14 protein-coding genes and 1 other RNA gene are annotated in these 19,839 nt (G+C 65.6%); 6 read left to right on the top strand and 9 right to left on the bottom strand.

The window, feature by feature from the left end; all coding sequences use genetic code 11:
- Positions 1–260: 260 nt before the first annotated feature.
- From ASF77_RS21450 to ASF77_RS21440, 3 genes are all read right to left on the bottom strand, one after another.
- Positions 261–2,480 (bottom strand): S9 family peptidase, encoded by a 2,220-nt coding sequence (locus ASF77_RS21450; protein WP_056344504.1) that lies wholly within the window; start codon positions 2,478–2,480, stop codon positions 261–263.
- A gap of 107 nt (positions 2,481–2,587) precedes the next feature.
- On the bottom strand, positions 2,588–3,988 hold the full coding sequence (locus ASF77_RS21445) for an MATE family efflux transporter (RefSeq protein ID WP_056344501.1): 1,401 nt from the start codon (positions 3,986–3,988) through the stop codon (positions 2,588–2,590).
- Between the two features lie 75 nt (positions 3,989–4,063).
- Positions 4,064–4,528, bottom strand: a complete 465-nt coding sequence (locus tag ASF77_RS21440) for a hypothetical protein (RefSeq protein ID WP_156648973.1) — start codon at positions 4,526–4,528, stop codon at positions 4,064–4,066.
- 267 nt (positions 4,529–4,795) lie between these two features.
- On the opposite strand from ASF77_RS21440, the gene ASF77_RS21435 reads away from it, so the two are divergent.
- The gene (locus ASF77_RS21435; protein ID WP_056344495.1) at positions 4,796–5,689 is read left to right on the top strand and encodes a DnaJ C-terminal domain-containing protein; all 894 of its coding nucleotides are present in this window, start codon (positions 4,796–4,798) and stop codon (positions 5,687–5,689) included.
- A 137-nt stretch (positions 5,690–5,826) separates the two neighbouring features.
- Entirely contained in the window at positions 5,827–6,453 is a 627-nt protein-coding gene (locus ASF77_RS21430; protein WP_082493980.1) for a type 1 glutamine amidotransferase domain-containing protein, read from the top strand.
- Between the two features lie 28 nt (positions 6,454–6,481).
- Here ASF77_RS21430 and ASF77_RS21425 read toward each other — a convergent pair whose 3' ends face one another.
- Positions 6,482–6,829, bottom strand: a complete 348-nt coding sequence (locus ASF77_RS21425; RefSeq protein ID WP_056344492.1) for an MmcQ/YjbR family DNA-binding protein — start codon at positions 6,827–6,829, stop codon at positions 6,482–6,484.
- Between the two features lie 284 nt (positions 6,830–7,113).
- Between ASF77_RS21425 and ASF77_RS21420 the strand changes: the two genes are divergently transcribed.
- The 3 genes from ASF77_RS21420 to ASF77_RS21410 are packed head-to-tail and all read left to right on the top strand — an operon-like array spanning position 7,114 to position 12,927.
- Positions 7,114–7,926 (top strand): hypothetical protein, encoded by an 813-nt coding sequence (locus ASF77_RS21420; protein WP_056344489.1) that lies wholly within the window; start codon positions 7,114–7,116, stop codon positions 7,924–7,926.
- A gap of 36 nt (positions 7,927–7,962) precedes the next feature.
- Positions 7,963–9,987: a hypothetical protein gene (locus tag ASF77_RS21415; protein WP_056344482.1), complete on the top strand. Its 2,025-nt coding sequence runs from the start codon at positions 7,963–7,965 to the stop codon at positions 9,985–9,987.
- 12 nt (positions 9,988–9,999) lie between these two features.
- Positions 10,000–12,927: a S8 family serine peptidase gene (locus ASF77_RS21410; RefSeq protein WP_056344479.1), complete on the top strand. Its 2,928-nt coding sequence runs from the start codon at positions 10,000–10,002 to the stop codon at positions 12,925–12,927.
- Positions 12,928–13,164: 237 nt separating this feature from the next.
- Here the strand turns inward: ASF77_RS21410 and ssrA are convergent.
- The 5 genes from ssrA to ompA form a co-directional block, all read right to left on the bottom strand.
- Positions 13,165–13,523, bottom strand: a transfer-messenger RNA (tmRNA) gene (gene ssrA, locus ASF77_RS23880).
- Between the two features lie 220 nt (positions 13,524–13,743).
- Positions 13,744–14,391 (bottom strand): hypothetical protein, encoded by a 648-nt coding sequence (locus ASF77_RS21405; RefSeq protein WP_056344867.1) that lies wholly within the window; start codon positions 14,389–14,391, stop codon positions 13,744–13,746.
- Between the two features lie 115 nt (positions 14,392–14,506).
- Positions 14,507–15,208, bottom strand: a complete 702-nt coding sequence (locus tag ASF77_RS21400; RefSeq protein WP_056344476.1) for an HAD family hydrolase — start codon at positions 15,206–15,208, stop codon at positions 14,507–14,509.
- 47 nt (positions 15,209–15,255) lie between these two features.
- Positions 15,256–15,957, bottom strand: a complete 702-nt coding sequence (gene ubiG, locus ASF77_RS21395; protein ID WP_056344471.1) for a bifunctional 2-polyprenyl-6-hydroxyphenol methylase/3-demethylubiquinol 3-O-methyltransferase UbiG — start codon at positions 15,955–15,957, stop codon at positions 15,256–15,258.
- A 108-nt stretch (positions 15,958–16,065) separates the two neighbouring features.
- The gene (gene ompA / locus ASF77_RS21390) at positions 16,066–16,776 is read right to left on the bottom strand and encodes an outer membrane protein OmpA (protein WP_056344468.1); all 711 of its coding nucleotides are present in this window, start codon (positions 16,774–16,776) and stop codon (positions 16,066–16,068) included.
- Between the two features lie 398 nt (positions 16,777–17,174).
- Between ompA and gyrA the strand changes: the two genes are divergently transcribed.
- A complete protein-coding gene (gene gyrA, locus ASF77_RS21385) occupies positions 17,175–19,790 on the top strand; it encodes a DNA gyrase subunit A (protein WP_056344464.1) in 2,616 nt (871 codons plus the stop codon).
- The last annotated feature ends 49 nt before the right edge of the window (positions 19,791–19,839 follow it).

The following is a 19,839-nucleotide window of genomic DNA, read 5'->3' as shown; positions in this document are numbered from 1 at the left end:
GGGGACAGAATTTGTCACTGGAAACTTAACCTGATGAGCTCAGAGGACACAATTCTCCTGGGAAAAATGTGCATTTGGGAGCAAATGTATCGTCGAAAATAAATTTGTATGTCGTAGCGTAAACGAGACAGACACTGTTGACTTTTTGTTGAGTTGTCAGAAATTATGTGTCTATAGGAGCAACTGTAGAGCTAAAAAGACAAAACCGGAAGGCTTTTTGAGCCTTCCGGTTTTGTATGCGCGGTGACTTGCGGTGTGGCTTAGTTCGGCTGCGTCCCGCCCAGGTTCTTCTTGAAGAAGGATTCGATCAGGCCATACACATGGCGCTGACTGGTGCGGCCCGAGATGCCATGCTTGGCGCCCGGATAGGTCATCAGGTCGAACTGCACGTTGCGCTTGACCAGCTCGTCGATCAGGCGCGTGCTGTTGGTGAACAGCACATTATCGTCGGCCATGCCATGCACCAGCAGCAGCGGCGACTTCAGGCCGTCCAGGTGGGCGAACACGCCGCTGCGGGCATAGGCTTGCGGATCGGACTTCGGCGTACCGCCCACGAACTGCTCGGTGTAGTGGGTGTCGTACAGCGCCCAGTCCGTCACCGGCGCCACCGACACGCCCATCGCGATCTTGTCGGAGGCCGCAGCCAGCAGGCGCAGCGTCATGTAGCCGCCATAGCTCCAGCCGAACACGCCGACCCGTTTCGGATCGACAAAGCGCTGCTGCGCCAGCCAGTCGATGCCGGTGACCTGGTCTTCGACTTCGTTCTTGCCCAGGTTGTTATAGATGACGTCGGTGAACTGGCGTTCGCGCCGGCTCGAACCGCGGTTGTCCAGGGTGAACACGACGAAGCCCTGCTGCGCCATGTACTGGTTGAAGTAATTGCCCCAGGTGCGGGTGACGCGCTGCGAGTGCGGGCCGCCATAAGTGAACAGGAAGACCGGGTAGCGCTTTGCAGGGTTGAAATCGGCAGGCTTGATCATCGAATAATGCAGGGTCTGGCCATCCTTGGCCTTGATGGTGCCGTATTCGGTCGGCAGCAGATCCGGCAGGTATTTGGCGAAGGGGTGGTTCGCGTTCAGCTCGTTTTTCTCGAGCCATTCCACCATCGCGCCGTCGGCCTTGCGGATCGATACCTGCGGCGGGGTGCGCGGGCTCGAATAGGTGTCGACGAAAATCTTGCCGTTGTTCGCGAACGCGGCCTCGTGCCAGCCGTCGCCGGCCGTGATGCGGGCCGGCTTGCCGGCCGTGCTGCCGTCCAGCGCCAGCGCGTAGGTCTGCTTGTCGATGACGGCGTCCTTGTTCGACGAGACATATACCTTGCCAGCGGCCTCATCCACAGCCAGCACGTTGTCGATACCCCATTCGCCGCGCGAGATCGGGTGCAGCAGCTTGCCGTTCAGGTCGTACAGGTAGAGGTGGTTGCGGCCGCTGCGCTCGGAGGCCCAGATGAAGGCCGGCCGGTTCTTCAGGAAACGCAGGTCGTTGTGGATGCTGACCCAGGTCTTCGAGGTCTCGCTGAGCAGGTTGCGCTGGGCCAGGGTGGCCGCGTTGACGGCCACCAGATCCAGGCGCTTCTGGTCGCGCGTCTGGCGCTGGTAGACCAGGGTCTTGCTGTCCGCGCTCCAGTCGGCGCGTACCAGGTAGATGTCTTTTTCCGCACCCAGGTCGACCTTGCGTGCGACGCCGGTCTCCGGCGAGACGATGAACAAGTCGACCAGCACGTTCGGGTCGCCCGCGGCAGGGTAGTGCTGGTCGATCACCTCGGTGCGGTCGGCGAAGATCTCGAAGCGGCGCACCACCGGCACCGGCGCCTCGTCGTAGCGCTTGTAGGCGATGGCGGAATCGTCCGGTGCCCAGTAATAGCCGGTCGTCTGATCCATTTCCTCCTGTGCCACGAATTCGGCTTCCGCATTGTGTACGGTGCCCTTGCCGTCCTGGGTCAGCTGGCGCTCGGCGCCGGTCTTGAGGTCGATCACGACCAGGTTCTGGTTGCGTACGAAGGAGACGTAGCGGCCCTTCGGCGAAATCTTTGGATCGAGCACGTTGCCCGACGCGACCTTGCGCGCGGCGTCCGGATTGGCCACGTCGACCAGATAGAGGTCGCCGGCGATCGGCACCAGCAGCTGCTTGCCGTCGGGCGACCAGCTATAGGTGATGATGCCCGACAGGCTGGCGGTACGGGCGCGTTCGCGGCGCGCCTTTTCCTCGAGCGACAATTCTTCGTTAGGAACCAGTTTCTTGGAGTCGACCAGGCGGCGCGTGGTCTTGTCCTTCATGTTATATTCCCAGAGGTCTTGCTGGAACTGGTTGTCGTCGCGGCCGCGCAGGAAGGTCACGCGTTCGCCGTCGGGCGATACGCGCAGGTTTTTCACGCCGGGGCCGGCCAGCGAGGTTGCGCCGTGGATGCGGTCGAGCGTCAGGCGTTCGGCGGAAGCGGGCGCGGCCGCGAGCGCGGCCAGGAGGCAGAGGAGAAGGCGCATTGATTGTCTCGTTCAAAGTTAGCTTTATGCAACGGACGAGACGATACCAGAGTCGGGCCTTGAAAGCTGTACATACTTGGCCCGGCGCCTTCGTTAAAACGACAATCTCAGTGCACTGCCGCCCGTACCTTCTGGCGCGACAGTTTTTCCATCGACCAGGTCAGCAGCACGGCGGCAATCGTCAGCCCCAGCACGAGCCCGATCCAGAAGCCGGTGGATTCCATCGGCGCCGCCGGCGAATACGGGAACCAGCCCGGTGCGATGCCGAGGATATAGCCCAGCGGCAGAGAAAAGCCCCAGAAGGCGACCAGCTGGATGATCATCGGCGGGCGCGTGACCTGGTAGCCGCGGATCGCCGAGGCGGTGGCCACCTGGGTCGCATCCGACAGCTGGAACAGGGCCGCGAACAGCAGCAGATGCACGCAGGCTTCCTGCACCGCCGGATCGGAGGTGTAGGCGCGCGCGATCTCCCAGCGGAAGAGGGCGATGAAGGCGGCCGACAGCACCCCGAAGACGACCGACATGCTCACGCCGACACGCGCCACGAACTGCGCGCGCAGCGGATTGCCTTCGCCCATGGCCTGGCCGACGCGGGTCAGCAGGCCGATGCCGAAGCTGAGCGGCACCATGAACACCAGCGAAGCGAAGTTCAGCGCGATCTGGTGCGCCGACACCTGCACCACGCCGAAACGCGCGACGAGCAGGCTGATCAGGCCGAATGCGCTGACCTCGGCAAAATACGTGACGCCGATCGGCAGGCCCAGGCGCAGCATCTCGCGGATCTCTTTCCAGTCCGGGCCTTCCCAGCCGGTGAAGGGATAGGTCATGCGGTACACCGGCGAGACCTTTACCCAGACCACCATCGCCACCAGCATCAGCCACATGCCGGCCGCGGTCGAGACCGCACAGCCGACCGCGCCCATGCGTGGAAAGCCCCAGTTGCCGAACACGAGAAGCCAGTTGCTGGCCACCACGAACAGCAGGCCGAGAATCGCGATGATCATGATCGGCTTGGTCTCGTTGATGCTGGTCGTGTAGCCGTAGAGCGCGCGGTAGCAGGCAAAGGCGGGCATGCCGAGGCTGGTCACGTGCAGGAACAGGGCGGCGCGCTCGGCCACGTGCCGGTCGAGGCCGATGTGGTCGAACAGCAGGGTGCACAGGTTGGTCGCGACCAGGGCGAGCAGGCCGATGCCCGCGCCCTTCCACAGCGCCTGGCGCACCGAATGGGGGATCTTGTCGTAGCGGCCGCCGCCGATCTCGTGCGCGACCACGGTGTTAATCGACATCATGATGCCCATCACCGTCACCAGCACGATCGACCACACCGAGGCGCCCAGCGACACAGCCGCCAGTTCCTCGGCGCTCACGTGCCCCGTCATGGCGACGTCGGCCACGCCCATGCCGACGGTCGCCATCTGGCCGACCAGCATCGGCCAGGAAAGCTTCCACAGGGTGGCGATTTCAGTGCGGACGGGCGAGGGCGAAACGGGGAGCGTGGTGGAAGTCATGATGAAACAGGGGCCGAAACCCCTGATTTTACTGTCTTCCTGATCAGTCCGCGAACGCGCCGTGCCGTCCCCGTCTCAATCGTTTTCCAACGCTTCCTTGAAACGGTCGAACTCGTCGTCCAGCTTGCGCCGGATCAGGCGCCAGAGCGCGGGCAGGGCGATCGAAATGCCGTACAGGATGAGGAGGGCCGCCACCACCTTGATCGACAGCACGGCGATTCCCGCACTCACCGCGCCCTGCATGACGATCACCGCGGCATCGGCCCACAGCATGGCGCCGCCGCCGGTCATGCTGAGGCCCGCGATCATTTTCGTAAAGTCGCTGGCGCCCTTGAACCGCTCGATGAATTCGCCCAGGGCCGCCGACGAGGTGTTGAGCAGGTTGGCAGTGCTGGTCACCAGCTTGCTCTCGGCGATGCGGTCGATCACGGAGCGCATCGCCGCCGCATCGAAACTGGCGAGCGCGTCGGCGAAAGCGACCATGTTCCGGTGATTGCTTGCGACAAAGTGATCCAGGTGAGTCTTGACTGATGTGCCCATGCTGCCTCCCAAGAAATGTTAAGGACATGTTTTGACAACACAACGGACAAGCGCCGCGCCACAGGCGCGTTGCGGCCGCTGTCCGCGCCTGGCGGACGAGGCAGTGCCGCAAGGGCCAGTGTAGGACGGCGCTTGCATTTTCGGCAAGCCATTCTTGCGCGGAGGAGGGGAAAACGACAGCCGTACGGCGGCCTTGGCGGCGTTGAAAATCGGCGCCCAGCCTCCATATACAGACAAGCAGAAATCAACCCATCCAGGAGCAAGCTTGTGGAAAACAAGGACTATTACCAGACCCTTGGCGTCGACAAGGGAGCATCCGCGGACGAGATCAAGAAGGCTTACCGCAAGCTGGTGCGCAAATACCATCCCGACATCAGCGGGCATGCCGACGCGGACGCGAAAACCAAGGAACTCAACGAAGCCTACGAGGTACTGGGCGATGCCGACAAGCGCGCGGCCTACGACGCGCGCGGCCGCGGCTTCGGCGCGGCCCACGGCGGCTACGGCACGGCGCCGGACTGGAGCAATTTCGAGTTCGGCGGCGCAGGCGCCGACGATTTCTTCGCCGACCTGTTCGCCAAGGCGGGACGCCCGCGCCGCGGCTTCGAGATGCGCGGCGACGATATCCACGCGGCCATCACCATCGACCTGATGGATGCCTACCACGGCGCCACGCGCTCGATCAGCCTGCGCATGCCGCAGGGGTCGGGCCGCGGCGGCGTGCAGGACAGGACGCTCAGCGTCACCATCCCGCGCGGCGTGACGCCCGGCCAGCAGTTGCGCCTGGCGGGGCAGGGCCATCCGGGCCACGGTGGCGCGCCCGCGGGCGACCTGTATCTCGAGGTGCAGTTCGCCGCCGACCCGCGCTACCGGGTCGAGGGCGCCCACGTGACGGAACACGTCCCGGTCACGCCCTGGGAAGCAGCGCTGGGCGGCAGCGTGTCGGTACCGACGCCCGACGGCATGGTCGAAATCACCGTGCCGGCCGGCTCGCAGAGCGGGCGCAAGCTGCGCCTGAAGGGCAAGGGCATTCCGGCGAAGACGCCGGGCGACCTGTACGTGATCCTCGACGTCGTGCTGCCGCCGGCCAACAACGACAAGGCGCGTGCGCTCTACCAGGCGATGGCGCGCGATCTCGCGTTCAACCCGCGCGCGGCATAGAAGCGGCGCCCTGGCGCACCGCCTGAAGCGCGCGCAAGGCTAGGCAGTTGCGGCGCATGAAGCGCGCGCCGCGGCTGCGGGCGTGCTCCTAGAATCGGTGTCAGATTATTCACACACCATCACATCGAGGAGGTCACATGGAATTGGATCAGGTACAGGTGCATGAGCCGGAGCACATCAAGGCCAACCGCCCGGCGCTGGAAGGGAAGCGGGTTGCCGTCCTGATGACGGATGGCGTCGAGCAGGTCGAGTACACGCAGCCGCGCAGCTTCCTCGAGCAGCACGGCGCGCAGGTGATCCTGATTTCGCCGAAGGGCGTGGGGCAAAGCGTGCAGGGCATGAACCATGACGAGAAGGGCGACACCTTCCCCGTCGAAATGGGCATCGTCGACGCCAAGCCGGGCGACTTCGATGCCTTGCTGCTGCCGGGCGGCGAGCAGAATCCGCTGGAACTGCGCAAAAGCCCGGAATCGATCGCCTTCATCCGCGACTTCTATGCCGAGGACAAGCCGATCGCCGCCATTTGCCACGCCCCCTGGGTCTTGATCGACGCCGGCATCGCCGAGTCGAAACACCTGACGAGCTGGCCCGAGATTCAGGACGACATGAAGCAGGCCGGCGCCGAATGGGTCGACCAGGAAGTCGTGATCGACGAAAAGCTCATCACCAGCCGCAAGCCGGACGATATCCCGGCCTTCAACGACGCCCTGCTCAAGGCGATGATGATTTCGCCGGACATGGCGGACATGGGCGCCTCGTCCTGAAACGCGGGGCGCGTGACGATAGGCGGTATCAGACCCCGCCTATCTCCCTTTGCAATTTCTTCGTCAGCTTCCCGAACACCAGCTCGTACGAGCGGCGCAGCAACTGCGCCGCTTCCTCGTCGCCGAGCGCATCGGCACTCTCCACGTACACCCATTTCGCACGCGCCAGGTAGGGCGCCGGGATGATGCCCGCGCGGTCGGTCAGCTCGAGGAAGCGCTCGTCGTCGACCTTGAAGCTCATGCCGGTGGCCGCGCCGAGATTGGTCACGGCGAACATCTTCTCGCCCACCGAAAACACCAGGTCGTTATCCCATTTCGTGTCTTCGGTCACGCCGGGAAAGCTGCGGCAAAGCTGTTTAGCGGATTCAAAGTCCATGTGGTTTCCAATGTCGTTCAGGATGACGCCGCATCATAACCGGTGACGGCTGTCCCGAACAGCGGGTTGATCCGCAGTCGGCCGGAGCGAATTGAGACGAAGTGTCCGGAAACAATGGGTCGCCAAACAAGCGATGCAACGGGTGTGAACGATATCGCCGATCGGCGCTCTAACCCGATTCATCCTGCCGCAGTCCCGAGGTACACAGATGCCGCTTTGCCGGGCCGGATGCGCGCCCCGCAACATGGTTTCGGTGTTCAACCGCTGTGTGCAAGGAGACAGGCATGGATACGCCCGATGCAAAATCCGAGGCGCTGCCGCGCGCGCTCGACTTCATTCGTCAGGTCGAACTGCCGAGCGAGTCGATATTGGAAGGCGGCCTCGAATCCTTCGAAGAATCGGCCACTACCGGCTTTCTCGATCCCGGCCAGGATCAGGCGGTGGCGGTCGGATCCGGGGTCACCTCCTTCCTGAAGGGAGTCGATCCGGCGCGGCGCCGTGCGATCGCCGATTCGCTGCTGCTGGCGCAGCTGGTCGCCAACCAGAGCGTCCCCGATCACGAGCGGATCGACGACTGGTACAAAGCCTATTTCGACGTGCTCGCGACCCTGGGCTGGGTCATCGAAAACCGGGGTTTCAGCGTGCACGAGGCGAGCGGACGCGGCGTCGAGGCGCACGAAGCGATCCTGTCCGTCGCAGCAGTGCTGCTGGGCCCGGCGCCGGCCGCGCTGGCCGTCGTCAAGGCGACACTCAATGCCTTGAAAGGCCTGGGCAGCGACAATGGCTGGATTACCCTGTTCAACCGGGATCAGCAACACGCCAAAGCAGGGCGCTTCCAGATCGCGCTGGCCCAGGAAGACACGGGCGCCGGCTGCACGCTGGCCATGATGGCCTTCGCGCTGGAAGCCACGTCGAAGCTGACGCAGGTCTTGTTCGTCAAGGTCAGGCTGGCCGAGGCGACGCTGCGCAAACTGTCGACGACGCTCACCATCGATCCCGACATGTTGGCGCAGCTCCATCCCGAGATCCAGACACGCGTCGGCGCTTTCCAGAAAGCCTATCTGCGCACGCTGCCGCCGCTGGCCTTGCCTGCATGAGCCGGCCTCCCAACCACCACGCGCGGAGACTGGATCATGCAAACCCCAAGCGATGTACTGTCGTGCCGGCTGCTGGCCGGTATCACCGATGCGATGGTCGAGGAATCGGCGGCCTACCGCGAAGATCCGGCTCCTCCCTTGCCGCCGCCTGTCCTTGAGTCTGGCGGGCTTGAGAACGCCCAGGCCCCGGCCGACTGGCGCGACGCGATCTCCAACGCGGGCTACACCCTGATCGTGCGCTGGGAAACCGGCGGCCGATCCTATTACGAGGGGGTGATCAAGGGCAGGCCGATCTGGCCCGGCTACGCCTCCGGGATCACCATCGGCTGCGGCTTCGACCTCGGCTACCACGAGCGCGGCCCCTTCCTCGAGGAGTGGGGCGGCCGGCTCGGGGCGGCCGATCTCGAACGCCTGGGCGGCGTGGTCGGTTTTAAAACCGTCGCACCCGACCGCGCGCTGAAAGTCGGGCGCGCCAAGGAACTGGTGCGGCGCCTGGCCGACATCGTCGTGCCCTGGCCGGTCGCGATCGAACAGTTCGAGGGCGCCAAGCTGCCGCGCTTGCTGGGGCAGCTGTACCGGGCGCTGCCCGAGGTGGCGGCGCTGCATCCGCACTGCCGCGCCGCGCTCCTCAGCCTGCTGTTCAACCGCGGCGCCGCCTTCCGCGCCGAGGGCGAGCGCTTCGCGGAAATGCGCGCCATCGGCGCGGCGGTGCGCTCGGGCGAGCCGCGGGAACTGGCGCGCGTGCCCGGCCTGCTGCGCGCGATGAAACGGATCTGGGGCAGCGAATCGAGCCTGGCCCGGCGTCGCGAGGACGAGGCCGTGCTGTTCGAAAGCGGCTTGCAGGAGCGCGGCACGCTGGAAAGCCTGAACCGCGAGCAGCAGGAGGGCGGGCTCGAAGGCAGCGTGCTCGAAGGTGCGCCCGGCAGCGCGGAACAGCACGAGGATCTGCCGGTCGAACCGAGTGATGAAACGGACGAGCGCGACGAGCAGGAAGACCAGCCGCCCGCGCCGCCTTACCAGCCCGACGACGGACTCGAATCGGGGTCGCTCAGCGCCGCCAATGTGCACTGGAACCCGCGCGACGACGAGCATCCCGACTACCGCCACCTCGACCGCACTGCCGCCTTCAGCAGCTTCGAGCTGACCCCGGCCGACCTCGACCTGCTGATCGAAGCGAATGCGTTCTTCACCCAGTCCGGCCGGCTGCTGTTCGCACTGCGCGGCGCGGCGCTGCCCGGCGGCGCGCAGGTCGACGCGGCGTCCATCGTCGTCACCGACCAGCGCCCGGATCACCGCAATTTCCGCTGCGTGATGGGCGCCTACGACCGCGACCGGCGGCGCCTGTCGGCCTTCCCGGCATCGACCGTGCCGAATGCCCATTACGTGTTCCGCTGCTTCACGCTGGCCAGCCAGGGCACGGCGCCCGCCAACCTGACCGGCAACATGCTGCCGACCGGCTGCTACACCTATGCGGTCGGCACGCACAGGGCAGGGCAGGCGGGCGAGATTCCGACCGTGCTGCGGCTCTCGAACAGCGCCACGGGCGCCTCGCGGGTGCTGGTGCTGCGCTCGATCGCCGATCTGCAGTACGACCGCTTCGATCCCTTCCTGGTCGCCACGCCCGCCGACAACATCCATCCGGGGCAGTTATCCGAGGGCTTCTCGTCGGCCGGTTGCCTGACGCTGCCGGGCCGCTTTGCCGGCGGCAGCCATTCCGGCGTCTGGCGCGATTTCCGCGCCGCCTCGGGGCTGGATCGCGCGCATCACGGCGAGCTGTTTTCACTGATGCTGCTGACCGGACTCGACGCAGCGGCAGCGACCCGCGTGCGCACCGCGGGCACCGATCCGGCCTCGCTGCGCCGCCTGCGGCACGGCTCCAAAGGCGAGCGCGTGGCGGCGCTGCAGGCGGCCCTTGGCCTGGCGCCGGATAATTCGCGGCTGGTCGGCCCGATTACCCGCGCCGCCCTCGTCAGGCGCCAGGCCAGCGTGCTCGGCTGGGCCGACGGCATCCATTCGCCGGCCATGGACGGTTTGCTCGGCTTGCGGGTCTTTACGGACTAGAAGGAGAAGCGCATGAACCAGCAGGTGGTGACGAGGTCCGCCCGCATGGCTGTCGAAGCGGCGACCGCCGCGGCGCCAGACATGCCGGCGCGGTTCTATCTGCCGGTGCCCGAGGATCGCAACCTGGCCGAGCTGAAGGCCAGGATCGCGGCCACGCTGGCGCCGCTGCCGTGCACGGTCGCGCCGCTGTCGGCGCTGGCGCCGGGCGACCTGGTGCTCAGCTTTCCGGGACGGACGATCGTCGACTCGGCCTGGGCTTTTGATGCCGCACGCGCCTTGGAGAGCGAACTCGGGCTGCCGCTCGCGGAACCGGAAATCTTCCATGCCGTGATGCCGGCCGACCCCGGCGCCCCGGTCGCGCCCGATATCGAGGAATCGGCGGCGCAGCTGATGCCCGGCTGCTGGGCCGATCCGGAACCGCGCATCGAAGCGGAGAAGGACTGGGCCTTGAAGCGCATCCGCGCGCGCGAAGCCTGGGACTACGCCGACAGCATGGCGCGGCCCGCGCGCGGCGAAGGCATCGTCATCGCCCAGCCCGACACCGGCGTGACCGGCCATCCGGAGCTGCGCGACGTGCTTTCCGGCGGCGGCATCAACCTGATGGATCCGGCGCGCCCGAACGACGCCACCGACCCCATGGATTATCCCGGCACGCGCGGGCACGGCACCGGCACCGCCAGCGTCGTCGTCAGCGGCGCGCCCGGCGTGGTGCACGGTTCGGCGCCGCGCGCGCGCCACCTGCCGATCCGCGCCATCCACAGCGTGATGCGCCTGTCGCAGACGACGGTGGCGCAGGCCATCGACCGCGCGGTGGACGAGGGCGCCGACGTGATCACCATGTCGCTCGGCGGTATCTATTCGTTCGCCCTGCAGCGGGCGGTGGAGCGCGCCGTCGCGGCCGACGTCATCGTGCTGGCCGCGGCCGGCAACTGCATCGACTTCGTCGTCTGGCCGGCGCGCTTCGACGACTGCATCGCTGTGGCCGGCACCGACTACGACGACCTGCGCTGGCGCGGCAGCTGCCGCGGGCCCGACGTCGATATCGCGGCGCCGGCGCAGAACGTCTACCGCGCCACTGCCCAGGACGGAGCGGCCGGCCAGGGGCAGGGCACCAGTTTCGCCGTCGCCCTGACCGCCGGCGTGGCCGCCTGCTGGCTCGCCTTCCACGGCCGCGCCGACGTGGTCGCCGCGGCGCGTGCCCAGCGCACCTCGGTGCAGCACCTGTTCCGGCGCCTGCTGCAAGCCACGGCCCGGACGCCGCAGGACGGCTGGGACGTCTACAGCATGGGGCCGGGCATCGTCGATGCGCTGGCCCTGCTGCAGGCCGGCTTCGATGCCGGGCGCGACACCGAGGGGCCGGAGATCGCCGAGTGCCGGCGTCCGCTGGATCGCTCGATCCGCGGCTTCGCCCTCGAGAGCGCGTTCGCGCCGCCCGAGGCGCAGATCGACTGGGTGCGCCATGGCGCCGAGGCCAGCCTGCTGGTGCTGCGCGGACGCGTGCGCAGCGGCGGCACCCTGCTCGAAAGCGCCCAGGCACCCGACGACGCGCCGTCGCGGGCGCTGGCCGCGGCACTGGGCCTGGCGCCGGCTGCCGCCTTGGCGCCGGCGGCAGGTGCGCCGGCGACGGCAACGGCCATCGCCGAACCCGCGCCCACATCCACGCCCGAGCCCATGCGCGTGGCGGCGCCGGCACTGCGCTTGCCGCCCAAGCTGCAAGCGCCGCCGGCCGCGCCGGCCGAGGTGCAGGCAAGGCGCCGCATCCTCGCCGCGCGCCAGCTGCCCTTGGCACCCGCCGCCGAACGTGGCGGCCTGGAGAGCATGCTGCTGGAGGAGAGCAGTCTGCCGCCCGACGCACCGCTGCCCGATCCCGACACCATGCTGGCGCAGATCGACCAGATCGCCCGCGCAGTGCCCGAGCGCGAGCGAGGCGATCCGCAGGCCTTCCGCCAGGCGCTGGAAACCCTGTACCTGCACGGCGACCGCGCCCTGCGCAAGCTGCTGGTGATGGATCGCGACCCGTCGCACGACGTCGACACCGACGAGCTGGGCGCGCTGGAAGCGATCATCGTCGCCGACGGCTCGCGCCCCAGCTTCCTGCTCGACGACGGCCTGCCGCCCGCAAGCCATCCCTTCTATGGCATCTGGGAAGAGCAGATACGGGACGCGCGCGACCAGATCCGGAAGACGGCGCGCGCGATCGGACGCATCCAGCCAAAGGGCGGCCATGCATCGAACTTCCTTGGCACGGGTTCGCTGGTCGACCGCGACCAGCGCTTCGTCCTCACCAACTACCACGTGCTCGACGACGCCCGCTCCAAGCTGGGCATCCCGATGACGCGCCAGGATTCCACGCTCACCATCCACGGCGGGCTGGAGATCGATTTCGTCGGCGAGGCCGGCGGGCTGGCGCGCAACCGCTTCAAGGTGGTCGAGGCGCGGCTACCGGCCGGCTTCGGGCGCGGTTTCGGCTTCCTGGACGCCGCGGTGCTGCGAATCGAACCGATCGATGACGACAGCGTGCTGCCCGAACACCCGGTGACGGTCAACGCCATGCCCGCCTTCGCCGCCGGCGGCGTGAGCTCGGTCTATACCATCGGCTTTCCCGGCCGCCCACGGTCGTCCGAGGACAATGCCAGCGTCGACTGGGCCTTCGTGACGGCCACGCTGTTCGGCAACCTGTTCGGCTTCAAGCGCCTGGCGCCAGGACGCTTTACCCAGGCCATGGCGACGGACAAGCGCGATACGCGGGAGTGGGTGTTCGGGCATGATGCGACCACTTTCGGCGGGGCTTCGGGCTCGCCGATTTTGGCCAGCGGGGCCGGGAAGGAGATGCCGGTGTTCGGGCTGCATTTCGCGGGGGAGACGAAGCGGGCAAATCATGCGATCGCGGCGGCGCGGGTGGCGGAGGCCTTGCGGGCGGTGGGGGTGCCGGTGGTGTGACGGGTGCGCGAGCACCACTGCAGAAAATCGCTGCGCGATTTTCCTAAGTCAGGCGAATCGGAGAGCCGTTGCGCCCGGAGGCGCAACGTCGCTCGCGGGCTCGCCGCTGCGCCGCTCGAAACCCCCGCTCGCCCCGCGTCCGTGCCGTCCGCGGATTCGATTCCCGACGCCGGAACGCAACGCACAAAAAAAGACACCCCGCTGGCTTTCGCCAGCGGGGTGTCTTTTTTTGTGCGGTGGTGGAGGCGGCGGGAATCGAACCCGCGTCCGCAAGCACTCTACAGACAGTTCTACATACTTAGCACTATCATTTAATTTGACCGGCACGACGGGGATGTGCACCCTGCGTACCAGCGAGTTACCTTAAATTTCGGAAGCAACCAAGTAACCCGGTTGAGTCCTAGCCTCTGTAAATGACTCTACTTGCCTTGCGGCCCACCCCAGAGGCGAGGTAGTGTAGAGCTAGCAGCAATTAAGCTGCGAGTGCGTACGAGTTATCGTTTGCAGTTATTGATTTCTGGATGTATTTACGAGGTAACCAGTCCTCGGTATGCCCTGCGCTGCTTTGCAACCCACGTCGAAACCAGGTCGCCCCCAACGAAACTCCATTGTACTCCAATCGCGGGCGGTGTGCAGTGGCACGGTACGGCTTGCCCGTGGGGTTACGAACTGTTGCAAACTGCTGTGCGATTGGCGCGACAAAATGAACGTACGGGATATTCGGCGGCACGTCACGCGTGGGCATGCCCACCCTACGTTACGCAACCGCCAACATCTGCGGTCACGTTTTGCGATCCGCAACCATTACAACTTGGCTTACTGCCCGGCGCGCTTGGCGACTTCGTTGCCGAGGTAGCCGCCGCCGATGATGCCGGCCAGGGTGGCGAGCTTCTTGCCGTTGCCGCCGCCGACCTGATTGCCGATCAGGCCGCCGATGACGGCGCCGGTGCCGATGCCGACATAGTTCGGCTGGGCGGGCGCCGGGGCCGGTGCCTGGCGGTAGGTCGGTTCCTCGTAACGCACCGGCTGCGGGGCAGGGCGGTGTTCGACGACGCGGCGCTCGACGACACGCTCGACGACGCGCGGCTTCGGTGCCGGGGCCTGCTTCACGACCGGGGCCGGTTCCTGCTTGACGATGACGACTGGTGCGGCCGGGGTGTTGGCGGTCTGCACGTAGGTCGTGGTGCCGGGAGCGGCGCTGACCACCATCGGTGCGGCTTGGACTGGCGCGGCGGCGAGCTGGGTGCCGTATTGCGCCTGGGTCTGCATGGCCGCCTGCAGCTGGGTCGGGGCCAGCGGCGCGGCGGCCGTCGGGGCCATGACGGCCTGCGGCTCCGGGGCGCTGCGCGACGAGGGCAGCATGCCGGTGATGGCGGCGGCGCCGGTCAGGCTGACGATGATCACCGACACGGCTGCGGTGGCCATCAGGGGATGCATGCGGGTGGTGGCGGCGGTGGTGTTCATGGTCTGCTCCATCTGTTGTTGCGTTGTCGATGGATGCAGATTACGGAATGCCTCGGTTACACGGTAGACGGAAATCCGTTTCAGTCGTAATGAAATGTAAGGGCAGCTTGTCGCTTCAGGTGCCGAGCGCGACAGGAGTCCTGGCCACGCTGCGCAGCAGGTCGAGCAGGTCGAGCGGCGTGGCGCACAGGAAGTCGGCGCCCCAGGTCTGCGGCTCGATCGCGCCGCAATAGCCCCAGGCGCAGGCCACCGTCGACATCCCGGCCGCGCGGCCGGCTTCGATGTCGCGCAGGTCGTCGCCGACATACCAGCAGTCGGCCGGGGAGATGTCCAGGCGGCGCGCGCCTTCGAGCAGGGGCGCCGGGTGCGGTTTCGCGTGCGGCATGGTGTCGCCCGAGACGATGCAGCCGGCGTGCGCCAGGCCGATCTGCGGGATCAGCGGATCGGTGAAGCGCGCCGGCTTGTTGGTGACCACGCCCCAGGCCATGCCGGCGTCCTCGATGCCGCGCAGGAGGACGTCGATGCCCTCGAACAGGGTGCTCTCTTCCGCCATGTGGTGCTGGTAGCGGTCGAACCACTGGACGCGCAGCTCCTCGTAGCCCTCGTCGCCCGGCGCCAGGCCGAAGGCGGCGCCGATCATGCCGCGGGCGCCGGCCGAGGCGGTCGGGCGCAGCACGCTGTAAGGCGTGGGCGCGAGGCCGCGCTCGGTGCGCAGCCAGTTGACGGCGGCGGCAAGGTCGGGCGCGGTGTCGGCCAGCGTGCCGTCGAGGTCGAACAGGACGGCACGCGGTGCCTGGATGGAAGCAGGGGAGGTCATCGAATCGGAAGGCTTCAAAAGGCGTAATTACACTTACAGAGGCTTGACTACAGAGGCTTGGTGCAGGCCACCATGTAGTTCACATCGGTGTCGTTGTTGAGCGAGTAGATCTTGGTCAGCGGGTTGTAGGTCAGGCCCTTCATGCCGTCGACTTGCAGCCCGGCGGCGCGCATGAATTGCGACAGTTCGGCCGGCGTCAGGAACTTGCCGTAATCGTGGGTGCCGCGCGGCAGCATGCGCAGCACGTATTCGGCGCCGATCACCGCCAGCAGGTAGGCTTTCGGATTGCGGTTGATGGTCGAGAAGAACAGCTTGCCGCCGGGTTTCGCCAGGGCGGCCGCAGCGCGCACGATCGAGGCCGGATCGGGCACGTGTTCGAGCATCTCCATGCAGGTGACGACGTCGTACTGGCCCGCTTCCTCGGCCGCCATGTCCTCGGCGGCGATCATCTTGTAGCGCACCTCGACGCCCGACTCCAGGCCGTGCAGGTCGGCGACCTTCAGGGCCTTTTTCGACAGGTCGATGCCGGTCACTTTCGCGCCCTTTTTCGCCATCGATTCGGACAGCACGCCGCCGCCGCAACCGATGTCGATCACCTGCTTGCCGGCCAGGGGCGCGCGCGCGTTGATCCATTCCAGGCGCAACGGGTTGATTTCATGCAGCGGGCGGAACTCGGAGGTGGGATCCCACCAGCGGTGGGCCAGCTCGCTGAACTTGTTGATTTCGAGAGGGTCGGCGTTCGTAGTCATAGGTCGGAATAATAGCGGGAAATATCAGGAAGCGACGGACAAAATACTCGGGATGGGTAGGGACGAAAAAAAACCCCGCCGGAGCGGGGTTTTTGCTACCTCACGAGATTACTGTGCGCGGGTACGGGTACCGACGACTTCGATCTCGACGCGGCGGTTCTTCGCGCGGCCAGCCGAGCTCTTGTTGTCAGCGACAGGCTGCTTCTCGCCCTTGCCCTCGGTGTAGACGCGGTTGGCGTCGATGCCCTTGCTCTGCAGGTAGGCCTTGACCGATTCGGCACGGCGGATCGACAGTTTCTGGTTGTAGGCATCGGTGCCGATCGAGTCGGTGTGGCCGACGGCGATGATGACTTCCAGGTTCATGTCGCCCAGCTTCGAGGTCAGCTCGTCGAGCGAGGCTTTGCCTTCAGGCTTGAGGACGGCCTTGTCGAAATCGAAGAAGGCGTCAGCCGAGTAGCTCACCTTTTCCGAGGTCGGCACTGGCGCCGGCGCTGGCGCAGGGGCCGGAGCAGGGGCCGCTGCAGGCGGAGGTGGCGGCGGCGGAGCGACGCACTTGCCGTTTTCGAGTTTTTCAGGCGGGACGCACAGCGGCGCGTCGCAGCCAGGAACCGCGTCGGCCGGGGTCCAGTAGCCGGTACGCCAGCACAGGCCGAAAGGATCGCGCGCGATCACGCCGCGGCTGTCCTGGACGTACGCGCTGTACGGCTTGTTCGCCTGGATGTCGGTCGTCAGCGGCGCGTACGGAGGTGCGCTCTGTGCGAACGCGCTGCCAGCCATCGCTGCCGAGACCGCGAGCATGAGGGTTGCAATCTTCTTCATATTTTTTGATCCTTTCGGGTTTTTATATCTTTTCGCTGCGAAACTTTTTCCATTCACGACAACGTAGGCAGAATATTAACACCTTTTGCTGCCGCGTTCGTTTCGCATTGTGAAACAAGCAATTAACTTCTCGGCCATTTTGCCACATACGCCACATCCACACGACCCGCGTTTGCGCAATCGTGGTGCATGAAGTATCGATGTTGTTTCTGCGCAACAACTCATTAGAAGAGATTGCTAGCTTGACGGAAGTTTATGACGGGCATGTGTCAAATCAACAATCGCTTGAAAACACGACTTCGATGTCACTTCGGCAAATGTCGCCCACTGTATAGGTGCATGGTAGAATCATCCGTTGGAACTCATAACCATTAGCCTGAAAGCAGTCGACCCGCCCAATGGATCAATTCGCAAAAGAAACAGTCCCTATTTCGCTCGAAGAAGAGATGCGCAAGAGCTACCTCGATTACGCCATGAGCGTGATCGTGGGCCGTGCGCTGCCGGATGTGCGCGATGGCCTGAAGCCGGTGCACCGCCGCGTCCTCTTCTCCATGCACGAGAGTAATTACAATTACAACCGTCCGTACGTGAAGTGCGCGCGCGTGGTGGGCGACACCATGGGTAAGTACCACCCGCACGGCGACTCGTCGATCTACGACACCCTGGTGCGCATGGCCCAGGATTTCTCGCTGCGCTACACGCTGGTCGACGGCCAGGGCAATTTCGGCTCGATTGACGGCGACAGCGCGGCGGCAATGCGTTACACCGAGTGCCGCCTCGACAAGATCGCCGCGGAACTGCTGGCCGACATCGACAAGGACACGGTCGACTTCCAGCCGAACTACGACGGCAAGGAAAAAGAGCCGACCGTCCTGCCGACCAAGATCCCGAACCTCCTGATCAACGGTTCGTCCGGCATCGCGGTCGGCATGGCGACCAACATCCCGCCGCATAACCTGTCGGAAGTCATCAACGGCGCCCAGCACCTGCTGCGCAACCCGGACTGCACGATCGACGAGCTGATCGAGCTGATCCCGGCGCCGGACTTCCCGACCGCCGGCATCATCTACGGCGTCTCGGGCGTGCGCGACGGTTACCGCACCGGCCGCGGCCGCGTGGTGATGCGTGCCAAGACCCACTTCGAAGAGTATGGCAAGGATGGCGGCCGCGTCGCGATCATTATCGACGAGCTGCCGTACCAGGTGAACAAGAAGTCGCTGCTCGAGCGTATCGCCGAGAACGTGCGCGACAAGAAGCTGGAAGGCATCAGCGACATCCGCGACGAGTCCGATAAATCGGGCATGCGCGTCGTCATCGAACTGAAACGCGGTGAAGTGCCGGAAGTGGTGCTGAACAACCTGTACAAGCAGACCCAGCTCCAGGACACCTTCGGCATGAACATGGTGGCGCTGGTGAACGGTCAGCCGAAGCTGCTGAACCTGAAGCAGATGCTGGAATGCTTCCTGTCGCACCGCCGCGAAGTGGTCACCCGCCGCACCGTGTTCGAACTGCGCAAGGCGCGCGAGCGCGGGCACATGCTGGAAGGCCTGGCCGTTGCGCTGGCCAACATCGACGACTTCATCGCCATCATCAAGGCCGCGCCGACGCCGCCGGTGGCAAAGGTCGAACTGATGCAGCGCGCCTGGGATTCGTCCCTCGTGCGCGAAATGCTGAACCGCACCGAAACCGCCGGCGCCGGCGGCATCGAGGCCTTCCGTCCCGAGCACCTGCCGAAGCACTACGGCATGCAGCAGGACGGCCTGTACAAGCTGTCGGACGAGCAGGCCCAGGAAATCCTGCAGATGCGCCTGCAGCGCCTGACTGGCCTGGAGCAGGACAAGATCGTCAACGAGTACAAGGAAGTGATGCTGCACATCGCCGACCTGCTCGACATCCTGGCCAAGCCGGAACGCGTGACCACCATCATCAGCGACGAGATGGTGCAGATCAAGAACGACTACACGGAAAACGGCAAGGACGCGCGCCGCTCGGCCATCGAGCACAACGCCAACGAACTGGAAACCGAAGACCTGATCACGCCGCAGGACATGGTGGTGACCCTGTCGCACACCGGCTACATGAAGTCGCAGCCGATCGCCGAGTACCGCGCCCAGAAGCGCGGCGGCCGCGGCAAGCAGGCGATGGCGACGAAAGACGAAGACTGGATCGACCAGCTCTTCATCGCCAACACCCACGACTACATGCTGTGCTTCTCGAACCGGGGCCGCATGTACTGGCTGAAGGTGTGGGAAGTGCCGCAGGGTTCGCGCAACTCGCGCGGCAAACCGATCGTCAACATGTTCCCGCTGCAGGACAACGAGAAGATCACGGTCATCCTGCCGCTGTCGGGCGAGAACCGTAGCTTCCCGGAAGACCATTACGTCTTCATGTCGACCTCGCTCGGCACGGTCAAGAAGACGCCGCTGCGCGACTTCTCCAACCCGCGCAAGGCCGGCATCATCGCGGTCGACCTCGACGAAGGCGACTTCCTGATCGGCGCCGCGCTGACCGACGGCCAGCACGACGTGATGCTGTTCTCGGACGCCGGCAAGGCCGTGCGCTTCGACGAGAACGACGTGCGTCCGATGGGCCGCACCGCGCGCGGCGTGCGCGGCATGAACCTGGAAGAGGGCCAGAACGTGATCGCCCTGCTGGTGGCCGAGAACGAGCAGCAGTCGGTGCTCACGGCAACCGAGAACGGCTTCGGCAAGCGTACCCCGATCACGGAGTACACCCGCCACGGCCGCGGTACCAAGGGCATGATCGCGATCCAGACCTCGGAGCGCAACGGTAAAGTGGTGGCCGCGACCCTGGTCGACGCGCTCGACGAAATCATGCTGATCACGACCGGCGGCGTGCTGATCCGCACCCGCGTGTCCGAGATCCGCGAGATGGGCCGCGCCACGCAAGGCGTGACCCTGATCGCGGTCGAAGACGGCACCAAGCTGTCGGGTCTGCAGCGCATCGTCGAGACCGACCTGGAAGAGGTCGAGCTCGAAGCGGCGCCGGAGTAAGGGCGGGAAGGAAGGAGGGCGCTGCCCTCCTTTTGTTTTTTGAAGTGGC

The sequence above is a fragment of the Massilia sp. Leaf139 genome (genome assembly GCF_001424165.1).
In the GTDB taxonomy this organism is placed as follows: Bacteria; Pseudomonadota; Gammaproteobacteria; order Burkholderiales; family Burkholderiaceae_D; genus Telluria.
The sequence above is the reverse complement of the archived record's forward strand: the minus strand, read 5'-3'. Positions and strand labels throughout refer to the sequence as shown.

Coding starts and splice junctions, on each gene's coding strand:
- gyrA (WP_056344464.1), top strand. CDS start 17,175: ATGGATCAATTCGCAAAAGAAACAGTCCCTATTTCGCTCGAAGAAGAG.
- ASF77_RS21415 (WP_056344482.1), top strand. CDS start 7,963: ATGCAAACCCCAAGCGATGTACTGTCGTGCCGGCTGCTGGCCGGTATC.
- ubiG (WP_056344471.1), bottom strand. CDS start 15,957: ATGACTACGAACGCCGACCCTCTCGAAATCAACAAGTTCAGCGAGCTG.
- ASF77_RS21440 (WP_156648973.1), bottom strand. CDS start 4,528: ATGGGCACATCAGTCAAGACTCACCTGGATCACTTTGTCGCAAGCAAT.
- ompA (WP_056344468.1), bottom strand. CDS start 16,776: ATGAAGAAGATTGCAACCCTCATGCTCGCGGTCTCGGCAGCGATGGCT.
- ASF77_RS21420 (WP_056344489.1), top strand. CDS start 7,114: ATGGATACGCCCGATGCAAAATCCGAGGCGCTGCCGCGCGCGCTCGAC.
- ASF77_RS21450 (WP_056344504.1), bottom strand. CDS start 2,480: ATGCGCCTTCTCCTCTGCCTCCTGGCCGCGCTCGCGGCCGCGCCCGCT.
- ASF77_RS21445 (WP_056344501.1), bottom strand. CDS start 3,988: ATGACTTCCACCACGCTCCCCGTTTCGCCCTCGCCCGTCCGCACTGAA.
- ASF77_RS21405 (WP_056344867.1), bottom strand. CDS start 14,391: ATGAACACCACCGCCGCCACCACCCGCATGCATCCCCTGATGGCCACC.
- ASF77_RS21430 (WP_082493980.1), top strand. CDS start 5,827: ATGGAATTGGATCAGGTACAGGTGCATGAGCCGGAGCACATCAAGGCC.
- ASF77_RS21410 (WP_056344479.1), top strand. CDS start 10,000: ATGAACCAGCAGGTGGTGACGAGGTCCGCCCGCATGGCTGTCGAAGCG.
- ASF77_RS21400 (WP_056344476.1), bottom strand. CDS start 15,208: ATGACCTCCCCTGCTTCCATCCAGGCACCGCGTGCCGTCCTGTTCGAC.
- ASF77_RS21425 (WP_056344492.1), bottom strand. CDS start 6,829: ATGGACTTTGAATCCGCTAAACAGCTTTGCCGCAGCTTTCCCGGCGTG.